The 21,174-nt window shown below is 37.0% G+C and carries 21 protein-coding genes; all 21 read right to left on the bottom strand.

Annotated elements, in window-relative coordinates:
- Positions 1-12 precede the first annotated feature (12 nt).
- The 21 genes from F3H01_RS05875 to F3H01_RS05975 all read right to left on the bottom strand — a co-directional run bounded on the left by F3H01_RS05875 (position 13) and on the right by F3H01_RS05975 (position 20,979).
- On the bottom strand, positions 13-2,241 hold the full coding sequence (locus F3H01_RS05875; protein ID WP_149725164.1) for an MMPL family transporter: 2,229 nt from the start codon (positions 2,239-2,241) through the stop codon (positions 13-15).
- Complete coding sequence (locus tag F3H01_RS05880; protein WP_149725165.1) at positions 2,238-2,756, bottom strand: LolA family protein; 519 nt, start codon at positions 2,754-2,756, stop codon at positions 2,238-2,240. The genes F3H01_RS05875 and F3H01_RS05880 overlap by 4 nt, the downstream gene beginning before the upstream one ends.
- Positions 2,753-3,175 (bottom strand): acyl-CoA thioesterase, encoded by a 423-nt coding sequence (locus F3H01_RS05885; RefSeq protein ID WP_223155381.1) that lies wholly within the window; start codon positions 3,173-3,175, stop codon positions 2,753-2,755. Before F3H01_RS05885 ends, F3H01_RS05880 begins: the two co-directional genes overlap by 4 nt.
- Positions 3,176-3,177: 2 nt before the next feature.
- A complete protein-coding gene (locus tag F3H01_RS05890) occupies positions 3,178-4,788 on the bottom strand; it encodes a glycosyltransferase family 2 protein (protein WP_149725167.1) in 1,611 nt (536 codons plus the stop codon).
- Positions 4,785-6,341 (bottom strand): AMP-binding protein, encoded by a 1,557-nt coding sequence (locus F3H01_RS05895; protein ID WP_149725168.1) that lies wholly within the window; start codon positions 6,339-6,341, stop codon positions 4,785-4,787. The genes F3H01_RS05890 and F3H01_RS05895 overlap by 4 nt, the downstream gene beginning before the upstream one ends.
- The gene (locus tag F3H01_RS05900) at positions 6,331-6,876 is read right to left on the bottom strand and encodes a COG4648 family protein (RefSeq protein ID WP_149714817.1); all 546 of its coding nucleotides are present in this window, start codon (positions 6,874-6,876) and stop codon (positions 6,331-6,333) included. Before F3H01_RS05900 ends, F3H01_RS05895 begins: the two co-directional genes overlap by 11 nt.
- Entirely contained in the window at positions 6,866-7,111 is a 246-nt protein-coding gene (locus F3H01_RS05905; protein ID WP_021090641.1) for an acyl carrier protein, read from the bottom strand. Before F3H01_RS05905 ends, F3H01_RS05900 begins: the two co-directional genes overlap by 11 nt.
- Before the next feature lie 2 nt (positions 7,112-7,113).
- Positions 7,114-7,371 (bottom strand): phosphopantetheine-binding protein, encoded by a 258-nt coding sequence (locus F3H01_RS05910; protein ID WP_021090881.1) that lies wholly within the window; start codon positions 7,369-7,371, stop codon positions 7,114-7,116.
- Entirely contained in the window at positions 7,355-8,101 is a 747-nt protein-coding gene (locus tag F3H01_RS05915) for a lysophospholipid acyltransferase family protein (RefSeq protein WP_149725169.1), read from the bottom strand. The genes F3H01_RS05910 and F3H01_RS05915 overlap by 17 nt, the downstream gene beginning before the upstream one ends.
- Positions 8,091-8,759: a beta-ketoacyl synthase chain length factor gene (locus tag F3H01_RS05920; protein WP_149725170.1), complete on the bottom strand. Its 669-nt coding sequence runs from the start codon at positions 8,757-8,759 to the stop codon at positions 8,091-8,093. The genes F3H01_RS05915 and F3H01_RS05920 overlap by 11 nt, the downstream gene beginning before the upstream one ends.
- Positions 8,759-9,175 carry a hypothetical protein gene (locus F3H01_RS05925; protein WP_021090821.1) on the bottom strand — a complete coding sequence of 139 codons (417 nt, stop codon included), beginning with the start codon at positions 9,173-9,175 and terminating at the stop codon, positions 8,759-8,761. The genes F3H01_RS05920 and F3H01_RS05925 overlap by 1 nt, the downstream gene beginning before the upstream one ends.
- Before the next feature lie 11 nt (positions 9,176-9,186).
- The gene (locus tag F3H01_RS05930) at positions 9,187-10,440 is read right to left on the bottom strand and encodes a beta-ketoacyl-ACP synthase (protein WP_149725171.1); all 1,254 of its coding nucleotides are present in this window, start codon (positions 10,438-10,440) and stop codon (positions 9,187-9,189) included.
- Positions 10,440-11,159, bottom strand: a complete 720-nt coding sequence (gene fabG / locus F3H01_RS05935; protein WP_149725172.1) for a 3-oxoacyl-ACP reductase FabG — start codon at positions 11,157-11,159, stop codon at positions 10,440-10,442. The genes F3H01_RS05930 and fabG overlap by 1 nt, the downstream gene beginning before the upstream one ends.
- The gene (locus F3H01_RS05940) at positions 11,152-11,595 is read right to left on the bottom strand and encodes a hotdog family protein (protein ID WP_149725173.1); all 444 of its coding nucleotides are present in this window, start codon (positions 11,593-11,595) and stop codon (positions 11,152-11,154) included. Before F3H01_RS05940 ends, fabG begins: the two co-directional genes overlap by 8 nt.
- Positions 11,592-12,761 carry a beta-ketoacyl synthase N-terminal-like domain-containing protein gene (locus F3H01_RS05945; protein WP_223155382.1) on the bottom strand — a complete coding sequence of 390 codons (1,170 nt, stop codon included), beginning with the start codon at positions 12,759-12,761 and terminating at the stop codon, positions 11,592-11,594. Before F3H01_RS05945 ends, F3H01_RS05940 begins: the two co-directional genes overlap by 4 nt.
- On the bottom strand, positions 12,745-13,122 hold the full coding sequence (locus F3H01_RS05950) for a hypothetical protein (RefSeq protein ID WP_103588877.1): 378 nt from the start codon (positions 13,120-13,122) through the stop codon (positions 12,745-12,747). The genes F3H01_RS05945 and F3H01_RS05950 overlap by 17 nt, the downstream gene beginning before the upstream one ends.
- A gap of 23 nt (positions 13,123-13,145) precedes the next feature.
- Complete coding sequence (locus F3H01_RS05955) at positions 13,146-13,667, bottom strand: 4'-phosphopantetheinyl transferase family protein (RefSeq protein ID WP_149725174.1); 522 nt, start codon at positions 13,665-13,667, stop codon at positions 13,146-13,148.
- Entirely contained in the window at positions 13,648-14,328 is a 681-nt protein-coding gene (locus tag F3H01_RS05960) for an ABC transporter substrate-binding protein (protein ID WP_103588875.1), read from the bottom strand. Before F3H01_RS05960 ends, F3H01_RS05955 begins: the two co-directional genes overlap by 20 nt.
- A 66-nt stretch (positions 14,329-14,394) precedes the next feature.
- The gene (locus tag F3H01_RS05965; protein WP_188116358.1) at positions 14,395-15,249 is read right to left on the bottom strand and encodes a TPM domain-containing protein; all 855 of its coding nucleotides are present in this window, start codon (positions 15,247-15,249) and stop codon (positions 14,395-14,397) included.
- Positions 15,249-15,842: a LemA family protein gene (locus tag F3H01_RS05970; protein ID WP_084041690.1), complete on the bottom strand. Its 594-nt coding sequence runs from the start codon at positions 15,840-15,842 to the stop codon at positions 15,249-15,251. Before F3H01_RS05970 ends, F3H01_RS05965 begins: the two co-directional genes overlap by 1 nt.
- Before the next feature lie 100 nt (positions 15,843-15,942).
- Entirely contained in the window at positions 15,943-20,979 is a 5,037-nt protein-coding gene (locus tag F3H01_RS05975) for a retention module-containing protein (protein ID WP_149725176.1), read from the bottom strand.
- Positions 20,980-21,174: the final 195 nt, after the last annotated feature.

Consider the following 21,174-nt stretch of genomic DNA (forward strand, 5'->3'; position numbering starts at 1 on the left):
CTAAAAATCAAACTAATTTTTTATATTTTTACAAGATAAAACGCTAGCACATAGCCCATATATCAGCACGCAAAGGCTAACGCTTAATCCAAATACGCTAAGAGCGGCGGTCTGACTAAAAGAGAGGGCACAAAAGGAAATAAAGCTTGTGATAAATGCGCAAAATATCCCATAAATTCGCTCTTTTTCGCTAAGACTCTCATTTAGTGCAAATATCATGTAATCAATCCCCACAGCGCTTGCAAGTATGAGTCCAAAGACACCAAAAATGCTTAAATTTATGCCAAAAATAGCAAAGATAAAGAGCGCAAGAAGCACACCAAAGATGATGATGCCCATCACAAGTGCCGAAATAAGCGCACTAAAGTAAAACCATAGCAGCAAAAACGCGATCACGAGCGCTGCTATTTTTAGCTTTAGAGCAAGCTCTTTTGCCTGAGTTAGGCTCTCATTTAGCGAGTCAGCAAAATTTAGACTAAAAGCGTTGTGGCGCTTCAGCACCTCATCACTTTGCGCCCCTTTTACAAAGCCACTCGCGTAAGCCACACTTGCATTTTCATCAAGCATAAATTTCTTAAAATTCTTCATTGATTTTAGAGCCAAAATTTCACTCACGCCAAGCTCTTTTTCGCCCAAAACCTTTAAAATTTCGCTTCGTATCTCATCCTTGCTAAAGCCAAATCTCTCATAAATCACGTAAATTTGCTCATCGTCAAGCGCCTTTTTAAACGCCTCTTTTAGCTCATCCTGCTCGCTTTTACTTAAAAACATATCACTTAGCGAGCTCTCATCTTTTATCAAATTTCTCTTTTTTAGCTCGTCTAAAAGGCTTTTTTCGCTTCCTAAAATGTCACCGCTAGACCTTGTCACGATCATCGTGTTTTGATTATTTCCAGTTAGACTTAAGATATAAGAAGAGTCCGCTAGCAGGCTCTTTGGCATACTTGAGTAGTCTTTTACGTTTTCGCTTTTTGATAAATTTTTAAGATCAAAAACAAGAAAAATAGCTAGCAAAATAAGTGAGATAGCTAGAAATTTAACCCCCAAATGCCTAGCAACTAGGGCAGAGAGCTTGCAAAATTTAGTTAAAAACCTATCAAAAACCTTTGATCTATAAAATTTCACCCCTTCAAAGACCAAAGGCATGAAAAAGTAGCTAGCAAAAAACGCAGCAACTAGTGCAAACGCCGAAAATAGCGCCACTTCTTTAAGCAGCCTAAGATCAGAAAATGTAAAAGCTAGATAGCCACTAAGCGTGATAAGAAGGCCTAGCAAGAAAATTTTTAGCATATTTTTTATGCTACTAGCCCTGATCACTTCGCCCTCGTTTTTGCTAAGCCAGTGCAAGACGTAGTCAAACATGAGGCCAATGAGGCTTGTGCTTATTAAAATAGTAAGGATATTTAGCTCACCAAGGCAGAGCAAAGTGCCTGCAAATGCCACGCTAAAGCCAAATGCGGCGATAAATATCACATAAAAAATTCGCAAATTTCTAAAAGCAAGCATCAAAAATATAGCGGTCAAACTAAGCGAGACCGCACTCATATAAAGGCTCTCACTCTCGTTTTTTTGCTTTGAAAACGCCTGATAGATGGCACTTGAGTGCATAAAAAGCTCATTTTGTCCGACTTTTAGCGCATTTAACTCGTTATAAAATTTTATTAGCCCCTCGCTCGAAGCCCCCTTTTTTAGCTCGCCTTTTAGCAAGAAAAAGCTCTTCTCTCCGTCTTTTACCTCAAGCATGAGCTCGGCTAAATTTAAGCTCACATTGCCATTTTTTGCACTAAAACCACTACTTAGCGAGAAAAAATCATCTTTTACATTTAAAAGCTTAAAGCTAAAACTGTTAAAAATTTCCTCTGCGCGCTTTTTGAAAAAGGCGTTTTTATCGCTTTTTAAAAGCTCTAGATCAGCCCTACTTAAAAGCGCGATCTTTGAGCGGTTGATGTCGTTTTTTATATCATTTAAATTTACGTCAATGTTCGCCTCAAAGCTCTTAAAAAGCGAGCTTTTAAGTGCTAAGCTTTGCATGTCTTTGGCTAGTTCTTTGGAATTTACTAGTACCAAAAAATTTGACGCCATCTCATCTTGCACCTCTTTTAGCACCTTTGCCTCTTTGGCGTCCTTGAAATTTATCAGTGAAAAGATATCTGTTTGGACGTTTTTTAGGCTCGCAAGCGAATATCCAAGCGAGGCTAAAAAAACAAAGATAAAAGCCAAGATCGTGGCTAGTTTTTTCATTTTACACTAAACTCATTTATCGTTTTATCGCCGCTTATCTCGTCAAGCTCGATCTTTTTTACCGCCTCGTCGCCGCTTATTTTTATAGATTTAAAAATTTGTTTAAAGAGTAAATTTTTAGGGCTTAGCTCTATGCTCCACTCTTTTAGGCTGCCACTTGTTTTTATATCAAATTCTTTCCTAAGCTCGTTTTCATCGAGGCTTATGATAGCAAGAAATAGCTTTTCGTCAAAATTTGCACTCGTCTTTTCAAGCTTGCCATTTTCATTTTTAAAAATGCCATCTTTATTTATAAAAACCTTTGAGACGACTGGCTCTAGCGTATCCCAGTAAAGACCGCCCTTTTCTAGTCTAAACTCGCCCGAGCTTTTTATGCTTTTGTTAAAGCCGGCCAGGCTCTTAGTCTGCGTGAAATTTCCGCTTACGCCATCTGTTTTTACTATATTTTTAAGCTCACTCAGCTCATAGCCAAAGCAAGATATAAAAATGGCTAAAAAAAGAGTTATTTTTTTCATAAATTTTCCTTTTTCGTGTAAGCTTCAATCGCCTTTTTTAAAGCCTCTGGCATCTCAAAGCAAGTTTGCAAGCTCTTCATCTCGATGACAGCTTGCGCAGTATTTGCCTCACTTAGCTTTTCGCCCTTTTCATTTTCTATAAGATAGTGAAATTTTAAAAATGTTTCGCACTCGCTAAGCGTCGTTGCGACCTTTATGACGTCGTTAAAAAAGGCTGGGCGCACGTACTTTACGTCAAGTTTTACGATAGGAAAGGCGTAACCATCTTTTTTCATAGCTATGTAGTTGTACCCTAGCTTGTCGAGTAGCTCGCAGCGCGCCATTTCTAGGTACTTGACGTAGTTGCCATGCCACATCACTTCCATGCTATCAACATCAAAAAACGCCACTTTAAATGTGCTAACGTGTGAAATTTTCAAATTTATCTCCAAAAATCAAAAAAGTTAAACCACTGCGATGGGTTCTTGCAAGCGTGATCCTCAAGCTGTTTTACGTAGCTTTGCACGTATGGCATGACGCTTGCCTTGCGGTCGCGACCTAGTTTTATCTCATCTGCGATGTCGCTTAGCTCGATGTTAAATTTATCACCATTTTTTACGCACCAAAGCGTGCTCATTTTTACACCCAAAATGCCAGCTAATAAGTATGGGCCATAGTTAAATTTAGCCATCTTGCCAAGAAAGCTAACCTCAACAAATTTATCGCCATTTACCGGAGTTCTATCGCCCATTATGCCGATATTTACGCCATTTTCTACCGCCTCTTTTAGCTCAAGCATAGCTGCTGCATCGAGGTTTTCTACGCTTATTAGCTTGATCTGCCCCTTACTTATCTGCTCTAAAATTTTATAAAAATTTTCATTTCCCTTGCTATAAACCAAGATGATCATACGAAAACTTGGCGATCTAAGCGAAAGTGTCTTGCAAATTTCTACATTCCCTAGATGGCTTGTTAGCAAAATTCTGCCACGCTTTGATGCCTCAAACTCTTCTTTTATCCACATAAGTTCGTCAATATCTAGCTCATTTTCGAGTACACCATTTTGCCAGATGCGAAATTTATCGCAAATCGCAATACCAAATTCATAAAAATTTCTAAAAACACTAGTAGCTGGCTTTTTGCCACTAAATTTCTCTACATTTTGTAAAAATTCTCTTATATTTTTTCTCTCTATTTTTGAAAAAATATAATAAAAGCAAACGACGATCATAACGATAGGTTTTATAAGAAAAATAGGCAAATTCTTGGTTAAAAACAAGCTCACCTTTAAGAAAAATTCATTTGATCTTTCGCCTTTTTGCCACCATACGTATTTTTGTCCCCTAAAGACTTTGCTCAGCAAAAATGGCACTAAACTAAAAAAATATTTTGCATGCATGAGGCTTATTAGCACGTTATCTTTTAGCATTTTAAAGTGAGAAACTCCACCTTTTTCATATCTTACTTTTAGCGGTATCCATCTTAGTCTAATGCCTGCTCTTACGGCATTTACAAGGATTTCCATGTCAAATTCCATCCTATTTGACTTGCTTTGAGATATCGTGCTCTCAAGCTCTTTTAGCGGATAAATTCTAAAGCCACACATCGCATCTTTTATGTCGGTGCTTAATGTATTTACCTTGACCCAAAAATTTGTGATCTTTCTACCATAAAACCTCGACTTTGGTGCATCCTCGCCGTAAATCGGATCAGCCATTATCATATCATGTGGATACTTTTTGCTAAGCTCCAAAAACTCAGCCACTTCACTTATGTCATGCTGAAAGTCAGCGTCGATCTGAAATGCGTGCGTGTAGCCATTTTGTAGGGCGTATCTAAAGCCATCTTTTAGTGCAGCTCCCTTGCCGCCGTTTTGGGTTCTTGTCAAAATTTCTACACCAAATTCGCTTAAATTTTCCAAGGCTTTTTTTGAAACCTTGTTTGAACCGTCATCAACTATTAAAATATGTAGATTATAACCCGCAAGCGCCTCACAAAGGGCTTTGATCTTCTCTGGATGGTTGTAAAATGGTATGAGAAAGAGCGTCTTCATAAGCCCAGCTTTATCCTACCAATACTACTTCTAGTACCGTTACAAAATATCTCAAAATATACCTTCCCATCTTTTTGTGAAATTTCTATACAAAGCTCGTCATTTGGCCTTACAAACTTTAAAAATTTCAGATTTTCCACCACACACTGATCGCCTATTTCTGCGCCAAGCTCTCTTGCAAATTTAAATACAAAATCAAGCTGCACAAAACCAGGTAGCAGTGGTAAATTTGGAAAATGCTCCATAAAAATACTAAGTGCTAGGCTAAGCTTTGTCTTAAATTTATAAACGCCCTCCTCGCTACTTTTCTCCCAAGAAAGCTCCTCACTCTTTTCTAAAAGCTCTTTAAAATTTGCCTTTAGAAATTTCCCTTGCGCGTTTTTACAAAGTGAGCTAACGATTTTAAAATACCTAACACTATTTTTAAACTCAGGCCTTAAAAGCTCATTTAGCCTTGCTACAACGCCCTTTTTACCGCTATTTCTAAAGAGCTTCACACCCTCTTGGCTAAGCTCTAAAAGTGCGGCTAGGCGCTTAAATTTTGGATGCGTATCGCAGTAGCAGTCTTTTAAAAGACCGCTTTCAAGCATCTTATTTTCAATGCTTATTAGATTGACCCTTTTGTCATTTAGCTTGACTATCCTATCGATCCTGCCCTTTAGCGTGAGCCTGCTACCATCTATCTGCGCCCAGTCGCTAGTCTGAAAAAACTCACACCATGGCGAACTCACGTTTAGTGCCTCGTCCTCGCTTAAAGCAGCTTTTACCTTGCTAAAAAGCAAAAGCTCTTCGCCTAAATTTCTAGCCACTACACCAGTTTCGGTGCTGCCATAAATATCGATGATGCGCGCGCTGCTTAGTTTTGCTATGCTAGCTCTTAGCTCACTCTTTAGGGCTGAGCCGGCACAGATGATGTTTTTTAGCCCTGAAATTTCAGCTGCTCTTGGGCTAGAAATTAGCGTTTGAAGTAGGACTGGGCTTGTTACAAAGCTTAATTTTGAAAGATCAAGCTCAAAGATCGCCTCTGGGTAATTTAGCTCCTTGCTAACAGCCTTTGCACCAGAGATGATGGGCAAAAATACCTTAAAAGTAAGGCCAAACATATGCTGATGTGAAACGCTTGAAAAATATATATCACTTTCATTAACTCCAAGTTCTTCTTTTAAAAATAGCCCTTCTTCTATCATCGCACCAAGTCTTTTTGGGATATTTTTGCTCTTTCCAGTCGAGCCTGAAGTTTGAAGAAAAAAAGTAGAATTTAGATTAAATTTTGGCTCTATATTTCTAGCTGGAGTCAAAAAATTCTTGAAATTTTCATCATTGATATTAAATTTATCACTACTAAAAATAGGCTTTGTAAGCAAAATCGGTCTCACGCCGATTGCAAGTGCTCCAAAAAAAGCTACACAAAAGTCAAAGGTTTCGCTTAGATAGATCTCTACTTCACTTAGGCCATACTCTTTTAAATTTGCCCCAAAAATACCAACTTGTGAGTATAAATTTTTATCAATATCAACAAATTTAAACTCTTTTAGACTATTTTCAAACTCCATTTTTCCTCTTTAAAATAAAAACTTTACGATATAAAATTTCTCCAAAAAACAAAAATCCCATCAAAATATAAGAAACAAAGGAGCAGTAAATACTCCAATAAAATTTATTTTCAAAGCACGATAAAATAAATGCTAAAACCGCATTAAATACAAAAAATAAGCACCAAATTTTTGTTAGCCCTCTTGTGTAGCTAACGACCTTTTCATCTATATTTTTCTCTTTTAATCTAGCGATTTTAGTTATAACAGCCTCGCCCTTTAAGCTGTAAAAAAAGACCGCCAAAAAGCCAAGGCTTACGATACTTGGATATAAAAGTGCTAAACTTACGCTTCTAAAAATAGCACAAATGGCAAAAAACACCCCAGCCAATAAGCAAGCCTGCCTTTTTCTGCCACTTTCAAAATAGGCTCTAAGCACCCAAAGCACACATAAAACACCAAATATCAAAGTGGCGTTTTCTTGCCAAAAAAATAGCACTAAAGGGTAAGCAATGCTTGCTAAAGCTAGTGCTAGGTTTACTATTTTATGCTTCAAATTTCTTTGCTACGGCTTTTACGATATCATCAAGCGTTTTTACGTTTTTAAAATCCTCTGGCATCAGCCTATGTCCGGTTTGACGTTTGATGTAATCAATCATATCAATAGCGTCGATGCTATCAATCTGCAAATCCTCATATATCCTAGTCTCTGGCTTTATCTTGCTCTCATCTATCTCAAAAAGATCAATCAAGGCTTTCTTTAAAATTTCAAAAATTTCTTTTTCACTCATCGTTATTTCCTATTTTCGTAAATGTATTTTGCAAGAGAAGATACGCTAAAAAATATCTCTTTTAGATTTGCACTCTTTGAGTCAAGCACGAGGCCATATTTTTTCTGCACCGCAAGTCCAAGCTCTAAAGCATCGACGCTATCAAGCCCAAGACCATCATTAAAAAGTGGCGCATTCTCATCAATATCGCTTGGCTTCATATCCTCTAAATTTAAGCTTGTGATGATCAACTCTTTTATCTCATTAACTAGCTCTTTCACCAAATTCCTCCTTATAAATTTTACTTATCTCATCATGCATTGCCCTGGCCCTCACGGGGCTTGGCCTATCTTTTAAAAATATATCAACATCAAAAATTTTTATCTCTTTAAAATGATATTTTATCTTTTCATCTGGTATTTTGTACCACGGTTCATTTTTTCTAAGGCTTCTTGGGTGCATATTGATGCCAATACATACAATATTTTTAGCGCCTTTTACACCTATGTAAGCTGCTGCCTTGTGAAAAATAATTTCATCTTTCGTACGTGTTCCTTCTGGGAAAATCAATAAATTTTCACCGCTTTTTAAAACCTCTACGCTTTTTTGTAAAAATTCCTCGTTATTTGTGTTTGGTATGTAGTTGCACGCCCTAATAGCCGCAAATAAAAATATATTTTTGCTAAGCTCGCCCTTTACGATGCAGTTTATTCTTTTAAATTTTGAAACTAAAAAGACCACATCAAGAAGCGAAGGGTGATTTGCTATGACTAAATTTGATCCGCCATTTAGCTCGCTAAGCTCAAATTTATAGTCCAAACGCCCACAATTTTTAGCAACTTTTATAAAAAATCCCCAAGAAATTCTAACTAGATCGCGGCATAAATTTTGTACAAATTTAAATTTATTTAGCCCCAAAAGCACCACTGGTACAAGCAGCAAATCTCCGCTTATACAAATGATCGCAAAAAATAAAAAGAAAGATCCGGTTCTTAAAATTTTAAGGCTCATAGCTAAAATCCCAAGATGAAGAATAACTACAACTTTGCCAGCTTTTTGATATTTTTGGATCAAAATTTACAATAAAGCTTTTTAATAAATTCCCGCAAATTTCTTTTTCTTTTTTAGCTCTTTTTAGAGTTAAAACTCTCTCATTTTTTGCCTTTGAGACAACAAGAGCGAGCATAAATGACGGCTTTTTCTCATCAAAATAACTCTGCTTTATCGACTCATGATAGGCAAGTATTAACACCTTTTCATATCCGTCATTTAGTCTTAAAAATGCCGCTTGCAAGGCATCTTCAACTGGACTAAATGACGATATGGCAAGAATTTCATTGTGATTTTTAGCTTCTATACTAAGAAGTGACGAGATGGCATTATGTACCGAAAGTGAAAACGATGTAGGCGAAACAGGCTCAGCCTTTGCCAGCGTAGTCTCTAGCTCAAAGCAGCGATTTATCTCTCCTTCATATGAGCTAAAAATAACTGGCATATTAAGCTCGTCAAAACCACTAAGCAAGCTAAAAGCGCACTTTGCAGCACTACTTAGCCTTCTTCTTTGAATTGGTGGAATTTTTGCTAGATCAAATTCTTTTTTGTATCTAGCCAGATCCTCGCCGACATAGCCATAAGCTATCGCATCAAAAAAATCAACTTGAAATTTCATTATTTCGCGATATCACCTTTTAGAGTAACGCCAGACATCAAAGCGCCACTTCCGCACTGAAACTGAGTTTTTGAGTTAAATGGCTGTTTTTTGTAGTAGCCAGTTAGATTTACAACCTTAGTGCCACCTTCTTTTAATGCTCTTTCTTGGAAAGTCTTTAAGGCTGAAAGAAGTGCGATTTGGCATGCCTCTTCATCACTTTTATTAAAACCATTTGTCTTTTTATTTGATGTTAGGTCTTTTACAATTACCTGTCCACTATAGCCTGTGCCAAAGCTGATACTTACATTTGGAAGTAAGAAATTTTTAGCTTTTGGGCCATTTAGGAAGTCAAGTGAGTGATATTTCACATCATCTCTTGCATTAAGACTTGTAGCAAATGCCAAAATGGCAACTAATGAAACTAATTTTTTCATATTTATCCTTTTTAAAAAATGTTTTTAACTCTTTTAAATATCAAAGATGTATTTACGCCGCCAAATGCAAAGTTATTGCTCATAACAAAGTCCGTTTTTATCGGAGCTGGCTCTTTTAAATAGTTTAGTTTTGCGCACTCAGGATCGATCACGTTTAAATTTATAGTTGGGAAAAACAGCTCTTCTCTCATCATCATAATAGAAGCGATCGCCTCCAGTCCGCCACAAGCGCCAAGCGTATGACCAAGATAGCTTTTAAGTGAGCTAATGGCGATATCCTCTCCAAAAAGCTCGTTTGTAGCGATACTCTCGGCTATGTCGCCATGTTTTGTCGCAGTCGCATGAGCATTTACGTAGCCTATACTTTTTGGCTCTAAATTTGCGTCCCTAAGCGCTAGGCTCATCGCCGCTTTCATCGTAGCGCTTTGTGGTCTTGTGATGTGTGTGCCGTCACACGTTGAGCCAAAACCAACGACCTCAGCATAGATTTTAGCTCCTCTTTTTAATGCACTCTCTTCACTTTCAAGCACTAAAAATCCAGCTCCCTCGCCAAGCACCAAGCCATCCCTATCTTTTTCAAACGGCGTTGGGCTCAAATTTGGTGTGCTATTTTTTACACTAGTTGCGTAAAGCTTGTCAAAGACGTATGCCTCGCTCACGCAAAGCTCTTCAGCCCCGCCAGCTAGCATCATATCTATGCTGTCATTTTTTATGCTCTCGTATGCGTAGCCAATGGCGTGCGAACCGCTTGTGCATGCCGAAGATGTAGGGATGATGCGCCCTTTTAGCGAGTAAAATAGCGCGATATTTGCCGCTGTAGTGTGAGGCATCATTTTTATATAGGTATTTGCATTAAAGCCACTATCCATGTCCAAAACTAGCTTTGCCATGTCAAGGATAGAGTCTGTACTGCCAGTGCTTGAACCGCTTGCTACACCCATCCTGCCATCTTGCACACTTGGGTCTAAATTTGCAGCTTGCAACTCTTCTCCATTTAGCAAACCAGCGTCTTTTAAAGCAAGTCCGGCCGCATGTACGCTATAACACGAGACCTTACCAAGGCTTCTTAGCTGTTTTCTGTCCCACTCCTGTGGGTGTTTGTAGTCTATGATAGGTGCTGCTAGACGTGTGTTTAGGTCCTTATAGCCCTCCCACTCGCTCATATATCTCACGGCATTTTTACCCTCAAGAAATTTAGCCCTCATCTCCTCCCAGCTGTTGCCAAAAGCACTGACTGCGCCGATACCTGTGACAAATACACGCATTAGCAAAGTCCTCCATTTACGCCGATCACCTGTCTTGTGATGTAGCTAGCCTCGTCGCTTAGTAAAAATTTAACCAGCCCTGCCACCTCATCTGCTTCTCCAGCTCTTTTTGCAGGTATGGCCTTTAGCACTTCGCCCAAGAAATCGCTATTTAAAATTTCTTCGCTCATATCTGTCTTTATAAGCCCTGGAGCTACGCAGTTTACTGTTATGCCTCTACTTGCAAGCTCGACTGCAAGGGCTTTGCTAGCTCCTATGATGCCAGCTTTGCTAGCTGAGTAGTTCACCTGACCTCTGTTGCCAATAACCCCTGAAACAGAGCTTAGTGTTACTATTCTAGCTGGCTTTCTAGCCCTTATCATGGGCATTAGCGCTGGTCTTAGCACGTTATAAAAGCCATTTAAATTTACATCTATTACGTCAAACCACTCTTCGTCGCTTAGCCCCACAAAGGTATTATCCCTTGTTATGCCAGCGTTTAAAATAACGCCGTAATAGACGCCATTTGCCTCCATGTCAGCCTCTATGGCCTCTTTAGCCGCAGCAGTATCAGTCACGTCAAATATCAAAAATTTAGCCCCAAGCTCACTAGCTATCTTTAAAAGCTCATCGCTCTTGCTTCTTGCGTGAAGTACCACTTCATACTCATCGGCAAGGCGTTTAGCGATGCTAGCTCCTATGCCTCTACTTGATCCAGTTATCAATACTCTCTTACTCACTAAGTGCCTTTTTTACAAATTCTTCATCAGGGCTCATCACATTTAAAACCGCCCTTGCGCCAAGCTCGTCATTTACAAAAAGCTCACTATCATAAACGCCAAAACCACTCTCGTCTTGAATCGAGCAGTTTGAGATGATCACTATCTCATCGCCCACTTTAAAATAAGGCCTAAAAATTTCAAATTTCCTACTTCCAAGCAAAAAGCCAAATATCGCCTTCTCACCCCTTAACTCACGCATCTTTGAGTCGTAGATCCCTAGGCTTTGAGCCATCATTTCAATCGCCTTTTGCATATAAAATTTCCCATCTTCCAAAAATGGAGTTTGCTCATTTATCACGCTTCTTACTTTGATACTCTCACAAGGTGTAAATTCTAAAATTTCATCGATCAGAGTTATGGCGCTGCTGTGCGGCAAATAATCACTTATCATCATCTCACTCTTTTAAATATTATTGCGGCGTTATCTCCGCCAAATGCAAAAGATAGTGACATCGCCGCCTTAACGTCAAATTTCGTGCCACTTTTTACTAAATTTATAGTTTCCAAACTCTCGTCATATGCCCCGTCATAAACGTGTGGTGGCAAGACGCTATTTTCCCCCATGCAAAGCATGGTGCAAATGGCGCTTTCTATTGCTCCAGCAGCGCCTAGTGTATGTCCGATCTGCGGCTTTAACGAGCTAGCATATGCGGAGCCAAGCGTTAAATTTACAGCTTTTGCCTCCATTTTGTCATTTGCTTGCGTGCCGGTGCCATGTAAATTTACATAATCCACGCCGTCCATGCCAGCTTTTTTTAAAGCTTCTTCTATACAACAAATTGCCATTTTGGCATTAAAATCAGGCTGAGTCATATGAAAAGCGTCGCAGTTTGAAGCTGAGCCAGCGACCACGACGTTTGAAATTTCATCACGGCTCAGCAAAAACAGCCCAGCTCCCTCGCCTATGTTTATGCCCTCTCTGTTTTTAGAAAAGGGTTGGCTTGGTTTTTGACTTAAAATGCTAAGTGAGTTAAAGCCATTTATGGTTAAGGTGTTTAAACTATCTACGCCGCCGCATATAACCGCATCGCAAATATCGCTTTTTATTAGTCTTTGTGCCTCAATAATCGCCTTAACACCAGAAGTACAGGCAGTTGAAACGCAAAAACTTGGACCTTCTAATCCATAAAATTCGCTCACAAATTCGGTCACATTTGCAAGACAGTTTCTGTCTATACCAAACTTACTTTTATCAAAAATTTCAGTTTTTATATACTCTTTAAAAGTCCAAAAATTTTCTTCAATTCCACTCGTTGTAGTGCCTAAAATAACACCTACACGGCTTTTGCCAAATTTTTTGATAGCCTTTTTTATCTCATCGTCAAGCTCAAGAAGCGTGTTTAGAAGCAAAGCATTGGTTCTTGTTTTAAAGTGCTCTTTTGTATTCTTGGTAAACTCTGGCAGTGCCTTATCAAATTTCGCTACTAAAAATTTATTCTCAGGATGAAACTCACTGCTTAAGCTCAAAAATCTTTTTCCACTTAAAAGCGAGCTCAAATTCTCATTACTGCTGCTCCCTGCGGCACTAATAATGGCTGGTTTGCTAACGTAGATCAACACTTTCTACCTCATAATATTGATCATCTATCATAAATTTTTGCTCGCTTTTTTCATCTTTTATCATCTCTAGCACTTTTATAAAAAGTTCATTGTAGGCACTATTTGGTGGCAAAAAACCTAAATTTTTAAAGCTACCTTCTTTTAAAATTCGCCTAGCTTCTGGCGCGCCAAGTGCATTTACAAGGCTAAATTTATACTCTTTCTCGCTATTTTGCACATAAAGCAAAAGTAGACCTTTTGATGAGCTTACCTTAAATGTTTTCAAGTCAAAATCTGCCATATGTGGCGTATCAAATTTCTTTGCACATCCAAGAGCAAAAAGCGAAATAGCAATGATTATGACCATTTTTTTTATAAGCAATCTTTACCTTTTAATGTTAAAAATTACAAAAGTTTAATAATTATATCTTTGCATTGCTTAAATGCAAGGCAAATAATAAATGAATTATTAATAATTAAGTATTTTTTTGCCATTTCATCGTAGCTGGTAGTACCAAGATCGCTAAACGATAAATTTTTAAGCTTTAAAATCGCCTCTTTTGCAGTATAAATTTCATAAAATTTTTGAGTTTTATCTTTTGCATTTGCCAAATTTTTGCTCTCATCTTTTGTAAAGCAAAAGCTAGCTACTGAGTTAAAATTTCGTTCTTTTAGCTCTTCTACATCGACTCCGATCTTTTCTTTTGAAATGGCTAAAACTGCGATATTTTCTTTATGAGAAAGACAGATTTTGCCTCGCATCTTTGCTTTAAATTTTAAGTAGCGAGATATTTTAAATGAGTTTTGTTTTATTAAATTTGGGTATTTTTTTACTCTTCTGCAATCTTTTTTATCTAGCATTTTTGGGCTAAATTTATCACCGCAAAAGCTGATAAAAAGACGAATTTCACCCCTTTTTATAGGCATTTAATCTCTTTTTATAATTTTCATCAAATTCTAAGGCTTTTTCAAACTCAGCAGTAAATGCTCTAAGGCGATCATTTTCTTGCTGATTTTTATCACTAAATGATCTAATACGTGGCGTAAAAGTAATCTTATCTTTTCTAAGATCAGCCTCTTTTAGATCAAAATTTAAATTATTTATTTTGCCATTTAAGATATGCAAGGCACATTTTCTTGGCCCAAAGATAAAATTTTGCCCGTTTAAGGGCTTTAGGCTTCTTACTAAAATGCCACCATAAAGCGATGGCTCGCTTTTAAAAGATATATCAAAGCCAAAGTTGTGAAAGTAAATCTCTCCTGCCTCACACTGCCTTTTGTAGGTATTTGCGTCAAAACAAGTATAAATTTCAAGCTCGCTAAATTTATACTCTTTGCCAGAAACAATCAAAACTTTACTTTGCATAATCTCGCATAAAAAGCTCTGAAATTTCTTATCAAAAAACTCTTTAAAACCAGCAGCCTCAACTATCTCTTGCTTTATATTTTTATCTAAATTTTTAAAGTTATTTTGTTTAAGTAGATCAAATTTTTCTTTATCAAAATGACTTTGCTCTAAAAATTTACTAAGCACCGCCACCAGATCAAATTTAGCAAAATGGCTTTTAAGTAGCTCGCCAGCTAGCATCTTTGCTCCTAAATTTTTATATATTTTAAAGGGTTTGAGCTTTACAAGCTAATCTTTGATGTGATTTTACCAGCTGCCACTTGCTCCGCCTCCGCCAAAACCGCCTCCGCCGCCACTAAAGCCACCACCTCTTGAACTGCTTGAATGGCCGCTACCACTGCTATTTGAGTCTGATCTATCGCGCCTAAAGTCACTGTGTGTATTTTTGCCTTGAGTATTTTTTTTAAAGGCATTTTTTAAAATAATAAAAAATATTACAAACACAATGGCAAAGACAATGAAGTAATTTTGCACGCCAAAAAATTGCTCAAATACCGTAGATATCAGCCCTGCAAAACATGCACTAAAGCCAATTCGCATAAAAAATTTACCTAAAAAGCCAGAGACAAAACACGAGATCATGCCAGCAAAAAAGGCAACTATTCCAAACGGTGTCTCTTCATCATCACTCTCGCTTTCAAATTCTTCGCCACTAGCCACTTTTATGATGGCTCTTATGCCCTCTATCACGCCACCGCCCATATCACCTTGCTTAAATTTAGGCACTATCACATCATTTATGATCTGGCTTGATATAGCGTCAGTTAGCATACCTTCGAGTCCATAGCCAACTTCTATACGTACTTTTCTCTCGTTTGGAGCGATTATTAAAAGCACTCCATTACTGCTTTGCTTTTGTCCCAGCTTGTAGCCTCTAGCTACCTCAAGAGAGATATCTTCTATGCTTTTATTTTCTAGTGATTTAAGCGTCACGATAGCAATTTGTGTCGTGCTATTTTGCTCGTAATTTTGCACCAAGCTTAAAAGCTCAGCTTTCTCATTTTTAGAGAAAATTTGAGCCTCGTCATTTATCTGCTCGTTAAAATTTATGGCAAAACAAAAGCAAAATGTAAAAAATAAAAGAGCAAAAATTTTCTTCATCATTTCTCAAATGAAACTTTTGGATTTATCTTCTCTTCGTTACTTATTTCAAGATTTTGTTTTGGCTTTAGCTCAGGATAAAAAGTACTTGCTATAAATTTATTTGGAAAGCTTCTAAGGGCTACGTTATACTCTTTTACAGCTTCGATATAATCATGCATTGCTACGCTTATGCGGTTTTGCGTACCTTCAAGCTGACTCTGAAGAGATAAGAAATTTTGATTTGCTTTTAGCTCTGGGTAGTTCTCACTAACTGCCATAAGCCTGCCAAGTGCCAAGCCAAATGAGCTTTGTGCTGTCATAAATTCTTTCATCTTAGCTTCATCGCTAAGACCACTTGCATCAACGCTTACTTGCATGCTCTTGCTTCTAGCATTTGCCACATCTTCAAAAATTTTTTGCTCATGGGCTGCGTAGCCTTTTACAGTTTCAACCAAATTTGGTACAAGCTCGGCTCTTCTTTTATATTGATTTAACACCTGTGACCACTTTGCATTTACATTTTCATCAAGCGCAACAAATGAATTTATATACTTAAAAGCACCAAAAGCAAGTGCAGCAATAACTATAATAACGGCTATTAAATTTTTCATATTTTCTCCTTTAAGGAGCAAATATTAGTAAAACAAGACTTAAAAAATAATGTGAGTTTGAGTTTGGAATGAGTGCGAATTTACGCACTCATTTTGGGGATTAAAGATCGGTTTGGATCTTGTCTTCTATTTGGATGTGGATAGTTTTACCATTTACCTGATCTATGCTTGAGTAGCCTTTAAAGCCAGTATCAGCATGCACTAAAGTATCTTCTTTCCATTTACCATTGATATCAACTTTGTTAGTTGCATCGCCCTTGATCTTAAGAATGGTGTTAAGATTATCAGTGATGTCAAAGATAGCTTTTGCATCAAATTTTATCTCAGAGCCGCCTTTAAGCTCAAGATTTTCAAAGCTTTCCACTTTTGAATTAAGATCATTAATGCCTCTAAGATCAACTATTTGTTTATCAAATACCAAAGTATCATGACCTTTACCACCTTTCATATCTTTACTTGCGTCAAATTTAACTATATAGTCTTTAACATCTATATGAAATTTATCAGATTCATGAGGCTCATAAGACTTAGACTCTAAACCACCAGGAGTCTTAAGCGTAGCTTTTACTTCCAAATCATAAGCCGATCTAGCATTGATATCAAGTGCTTGATCAAATGTTCTGTTGGCTATATCACTACCTGTTAATGTGTGAAATCCGGTTTTAGTTTGTGTGTGGTGTGGATCAGTATATTTAAACTCTACTGTATCGTCTTCCCTAGCATCTTCATTTAGATAAACTCTGACCGTAGTAGTCTTTTCGCCATTTTCTAAGGTGGTTATATCTTTATTAAACTTAATACCTCTTATAGCATCCATCTGGGCATGTACACTATCTTCTACACTTACACTTTCACCAAAAGTATCAGTTAGTGTTACTTTAGCCTTTGTCTCAGCCTCAGCACCAACTGCGATTTTAGCATTAAAATCAAGCAACTGGTCTCTACTTAATGTGCGTTGAGAATTATTAGCCAAATCTTTTAAAGTGATATTGCCGTTTACATCTTTACCTACTACTTCGTAGTTCTTAATCACATTGGTGCTATCAGGATTTGTTATCTCAATATCTATCTTGTCGCCAACTACAACATTTTTTGGAATAGTAACATTTACTTTTGAAGCATTGCTACCTGACTCATCTCTTGAGATAATGCCATTGTCATTTTTGTCAGCAACTATACTTACACTTAATCCCGCTTCACTTAAAGGTGCAAGTTTAGCTTTTGCTTCGCTGCTAGTTGTAGTCTCAGCACCATTTGTTATAGTAGCTACTGCACTAGTTTCACGACCCGGAAGCATAGCAACGCCAGGAATTTTTATAGTGTTATTTTCTAGTTCATGTGGAGTATGAGTAGTATCACTATCATCTGTTAATGAAATTTTACCATTAGCAGTTTTTGACACTGTATAAGTTATGGTTCTAGACCCTGTTGTGCCATTAGCTTGAGGTTCTTTTATTGTTACTGCTACCTTATCGCCATTTGTGACATTATGTGGCACCTGAACGCTTATAATTGTCTTTTTTATATCATTGTCCAAAATAGCTTCATCTCTGTCTATTACATTGTCTCTACTTGCATTATCTTCAACAAATTCAATCTTTAAATTTTTAGTATCTACTGATTCTAATGTAGCTTTAGCTGTCTTTGTTACTCCATTTATAGTAGCTTCAACCACTGCTGGATGATCTTTATCTATATGAACATTAGAAATTTTTAGTTTATTTCCTGGCTCAAGTGCGACAAGGCTGCCACCTGCATCTTTTATGGTAACGTTTGTACCATCATTTGAAGCAACGGTATAAGTTTTCTCTGCCCCGCCATTTACCTTGACTTTTATAACATCACCACTATTTACAGTAGTTGGGATTTGAAGTGTCGCCGAAGTGGTATTTAATTTTCCATCCTTCATAGCTTCATCTCTACTTAGAACTCCGTTTCTATCTTTATCCTCATCAATAAATAGCCTAAAGCCTGTTCCAGAGCCGCTACCTTGAGCATCAAGCGTAATATCACTAGTTGTCTCTACCTTATCGGCACCCATACTGTCAACAACTTTGGCATTAACAATAGTAGTATGATCTTCTATCAAACCAAGCGTATAGTTAACTACTTTATTACCGTTATTGTCACTAGTGATATTTAGCTCTTCGCTACCATTTTTAACTACTAGATTATTGTTAGCACCAGTAGTGATTTCATATGTTTTTTCTACTTTAGCACCAGTATTTTTGTCGGTAATTTCTATTACCAATTTATCGCCTATAACAAAATTAGAAGGAAGCTTGATGATTGCTGTTGTGGTGTTTTCACTGTGATCACGATTTGCTTCAGCATTATATAAGATGCCATCATTGTCAGTATCTTCTTCAAAAGTGATTCTCATATCATCATTAAGCGTTTCAAGGATGTTGTGATTTTCAGCCTCAGCTTTACCGTTACCATCTGCGTCCGTAGTTTTTGTTGTTACAGTTATGGTTTTGCCTGGTACGATATCTATGCCAGGAATTTCTACCTGATTACTATTATTAGTGATCACTTCGTTACCATTTGCATCTTTTAGTATGATATTACCAGTTGGGTCTCTACCATCAACTTTATATACTATATTCTCTTGCTTATTGCCGTTATTTACAGTTACATTTACTATGTCGCCGGCCATAACATTGTTTGGCACTTTTACCACTATCGTAGTTTTATGCAGATCGTGATCTGTGCCATCTTTGCTCTCAGATCTTGTTAGAGACACATTACCATCACCATCTTCTTTGAAAAATACTGCCGTATCGTTTATATTAGAAATAGAAACAGTACTTGTTTCATCTGCATGTTGGATGCCATCTTTATCTTTTATCTCAGCTCTTACCTTTGTTTCTAAGCCAGTTGTAGTTTTAATGCCAGGAATTTCAAAGCTGTTACCATTTTTTATACTTACTACATCACTTGGATCGTCATCGTTTTTTATAGCAGTTAGATTACCATTAGCATCTTTTTCAATTGTATAATGTTTGGTCCTAGGAGATTCATTTGGCTCATTTATAGTTACAGTTAATTTATCACCATTTACCGCATTTTTAGGAAGCTTTATAGTGACTGTTGTGCTATTAAGATCGTTATCACTCATAGCCTGCTCTCTACTCATGCTCTTGGCACCCTTAGCTTCGTCAAATGTAACTTCAGGTTTTTTTACATGCTCTAAACTAGCTGATACTGTTGGCTCACTTATAGATGTATGCCTGTCTGGATTTACATGTGTGATTTTAGCCTTAATGGTCGTATCTTCTCCATGCTTTAGTTGGATACCAGAAACATTGATGATATATTGATTATCACCTGATTTTATCGGTGTTAAAACATTAGAAGTTCCATTCTCTGTTACACTAGTCACAGCACCTTTACTATCCATATGTATAGTAAATTCTCTTGTATAAGTTTTAGAAGGATTATTTACAGGGTCAACAGGATCAGGTCCAGTAATAGTTAGCGTAAGCTTATCACCATCATCGATCTTATTTGGCAGAGTAATCTTTGCTGTAGTTTTATTTACTTCATTATCTAAAGTACTCTCTTGTCTTAAAAGCTCATTAAGAGTCTTTTCTTCTGGTAGTGTCATCGACAAATTTCTACCTACAGGCAATACAGTATCTTGATCTGAATTTTCACTTTTTACATTACCATCTTTATCCACTACATGAGCACTAGCAGATGTTCTTACATCTGGAAATATTGGAAGAGATGTATTTACTTTTTGATTATCAATCATCTCTTGTGTAAGAGTGATAGATTTTTCTAAATTTTGAGATGGATGTAATGGATCAGTATAAGTTATGACAATCTTATCACCAACAACCACATCTTTTGGTAAAGTTATCTCTACTGTCGTGCTTCTAAAGTTATTGTCTTGACTATTTTCTGGATCATATAAATAGCCATTGTTGTCTTGATCTTCTGTAAATGTCAAAGTCGGTTTTACATCAAGAGTAGTAGAGTCGCTTGCAGTTGCACTTCTCATCGTGTTTGTGCTATCTGCTACGTAAGCTTCTACTTTTGAAAGCTTATCGTGCTCAACTGGCATATTATCTATCTTATATCCATTATCTATTATGTTTTGATCAATAGATACATTTCTAACCTCGGTTGTACCATCAGGCTTTGTTAAAGTCATGTGAAGCACATCTCCGACAATCACATCTTTTACAGTTATAAGTACTGGAGTTTCATTTAATTTGCCATCTTTGGCATTTTCAGTATATGTTAATAGATTATTATCAGGGCTGTTATCTTCTGTAAATTTAACTTCTGGAGCACTAAAGCCACTTGAAGTTACGCTATCTTCACTTCTGCCACTAACATTTCCTTGAAAATTTGTAATAGTTGCATCAACTTTTGAAATTTTACCAGTCTGTATTGGAGCATCAAACTGATAACCATTGCTTATGATAGTTGGAGTGATAGGAATTGTTTTATTTTCAGTATTACCATCTGGCTTAGTTATAGTGATATTTAGTATATCTCCAGCCCTTACTGTGCCATCATTTGGAATTGTAATAAGAACTTTTGATGTATTTAAATTTGTATCACGTGCATGCTCAACCCTGCTTAAAGTACCATCGTTATTAAGATCGCTTATAAAAGTTACAAGAGGATTGCTTGGGATTATAGTATCATCTCCGCCATTGTATCCGCTTATTGGGCTATCGTATGATGCAAAAGCTCTATTTGTATCACTTAAATTTCTATATGTTGCATTAATGTTTGAGTAGTGACCACCCTCAGCAAATTTAGCATCACCTAGGCTAACGCCATCTCCACCACCAGCAGCAGTATTTCCACCAGCTGCGGTCTCTTCAAGTTTTGTTAAATCTCCACCATTTAAAATAGCATTTTGCAAATCACTAACATCTGCCAAACCTTCCGCGCCTATAGTACTTTGATTTAAAGCAAGTGTATCATTGCCTACGATCGTAATCTCTTTTCCATTATTTGAAACGATTGTTATTTTATCAGCGGCATCACTTGTCTTGATGCTCTCTCCCATATAAAGGATGTCACCTACTTTTAGCTCTCTCTCATTTCCGTTTTGATCGATAGCGACCGCCTTGCCACTAATGAATTTTACTACTCCAGCTTCTTTAGCCAAGATTACTCCTTATTATTTTTTGTATTATTTAAATTTTTACGTGATTATATACTATCTTTATAAGATATAACTTTATATGAGAAATTTTATCTTTTAAGAAAAAAATATATTAATTAAATATATAAATTCCAAATGTCAATAGTTTGTAAAAAGCGAATTCTGAGCTTTTATCAAAAAAATAGCTATTTGATTGTC

The organism is Campylobacter concisus (genome assembly GCF_902460875.1).
Classification (GTDB): domain Bacteria; phylum Campylobacterota; class Campylobacteria; order Campylobacterales; family Campylobacteraceae; genus Campylobacter_A; species Campylobacter_A concisus_AA.

Excerpts from the sequence above, each read along its gene's own strand:
- F3H01_RS05875 (WP_149725164.1), bottom strand. The coding sequence starts at position 2,241 with ATGAAAAAACTAGCCACGATCTTGGCTTTTATCTTTGTTTTTTTAGCC.
- F3H01_RS05880 (WP_149725165.1), bottom strand. The coding sequence starts at position 2,756 with ATGAAAAAAATAACTCTTTTTTTAGCCATTTTTATATCTTGCTTTGGC.
- F3H01_RS05890 (WP_149725167.1), bottom strand. The coding sequence starts at position 4,788 with ATGAAGACGCTCTTTCTCATACCATTTTACAACCATCCAGAGAAGATC.
- F3H01_RS05895 (WP_149725168.1), bottom strand. The coding sequence starts at position 6,341 with ATGGAGTTTGAAAATAGTCTAAAAGAGTTTAAATTTGTTGATATTGAT.
- F3H01_RS05905 (WP_021090641.1), bottom strand. The coding sequence starts at position 7,111 with ATGAGTGAAAAAGAAATTTTTGAAATTTTAAAGAAAGCCTTGATTGAT.
- F3H01_RS05915 (WP_149725169.1), bottom strand. The coding sequence starts at position 8,101 with ATGAGCCTTAAAATTTTAAGAACCGGATCTTTCTTTTTATTTTTTGCG.
- F3H01_RS05920 (WP_149725170.1), bottom strand. The coding sequence starts at position 8,759 with ATGAAATTTCAAGTTGATTTTTTTGATGCGATAGCTTATGGCTATGTC.
- F3H01_RS05925 (WP_021090821.1), bottom strand. The coding sequence starts at position 9,175 with ATGAAAAAATTAGTTTCATTAGTTGCCATTTTGGCATTTGCTACAAGT.
- F3H01_RS05930 (WP_149725171.1), bottom strand. The coding sequence starts at position 10,440 with ATGCGTGTATTTGTCACAGGTATCGGCGCAGTCAGTGCTTTTGGCAAC.
- F3H01_RS05940 (WP_149725173.1), bottom strand. The coding sequence starts at position 11,595 with ATGATGATAAGTGATTATTTGCCGCACAGCAGCGCCATAACTCTGATC.
- F3H01_RS05955 (WP_149725174.1), bottom strand. The coding sequence starts at position 13,667 with ATGCCTATAAAAAGGGGTGAAATTCGTCTTTTTATCAGCTTTTGCGGT.
- F3H01_RS05960 (WP_103588875.1), bottom strand. The coding sequence starts at position 14,328 with ATGCTAGCTGGCGAGCTACTTAAAAGCCATTTTGCTAAATTTGATCTG.
- F3H01_RS05965 (WP_188116358.1), bottom strand. The coding sequence starts at position 15,249 with ATGAAGAAAATTTTTGCTCTTTTATTTTTTACATTTTGCTTTTGTTTT.
- F3H01_RS05970 (WP_084041690.1), bottom strand. The coding sequence starts at position 15,842 with ATGAAAAATTTAATAGCCGTTATTATAGTTATTGCTGCACTTGCTTTT.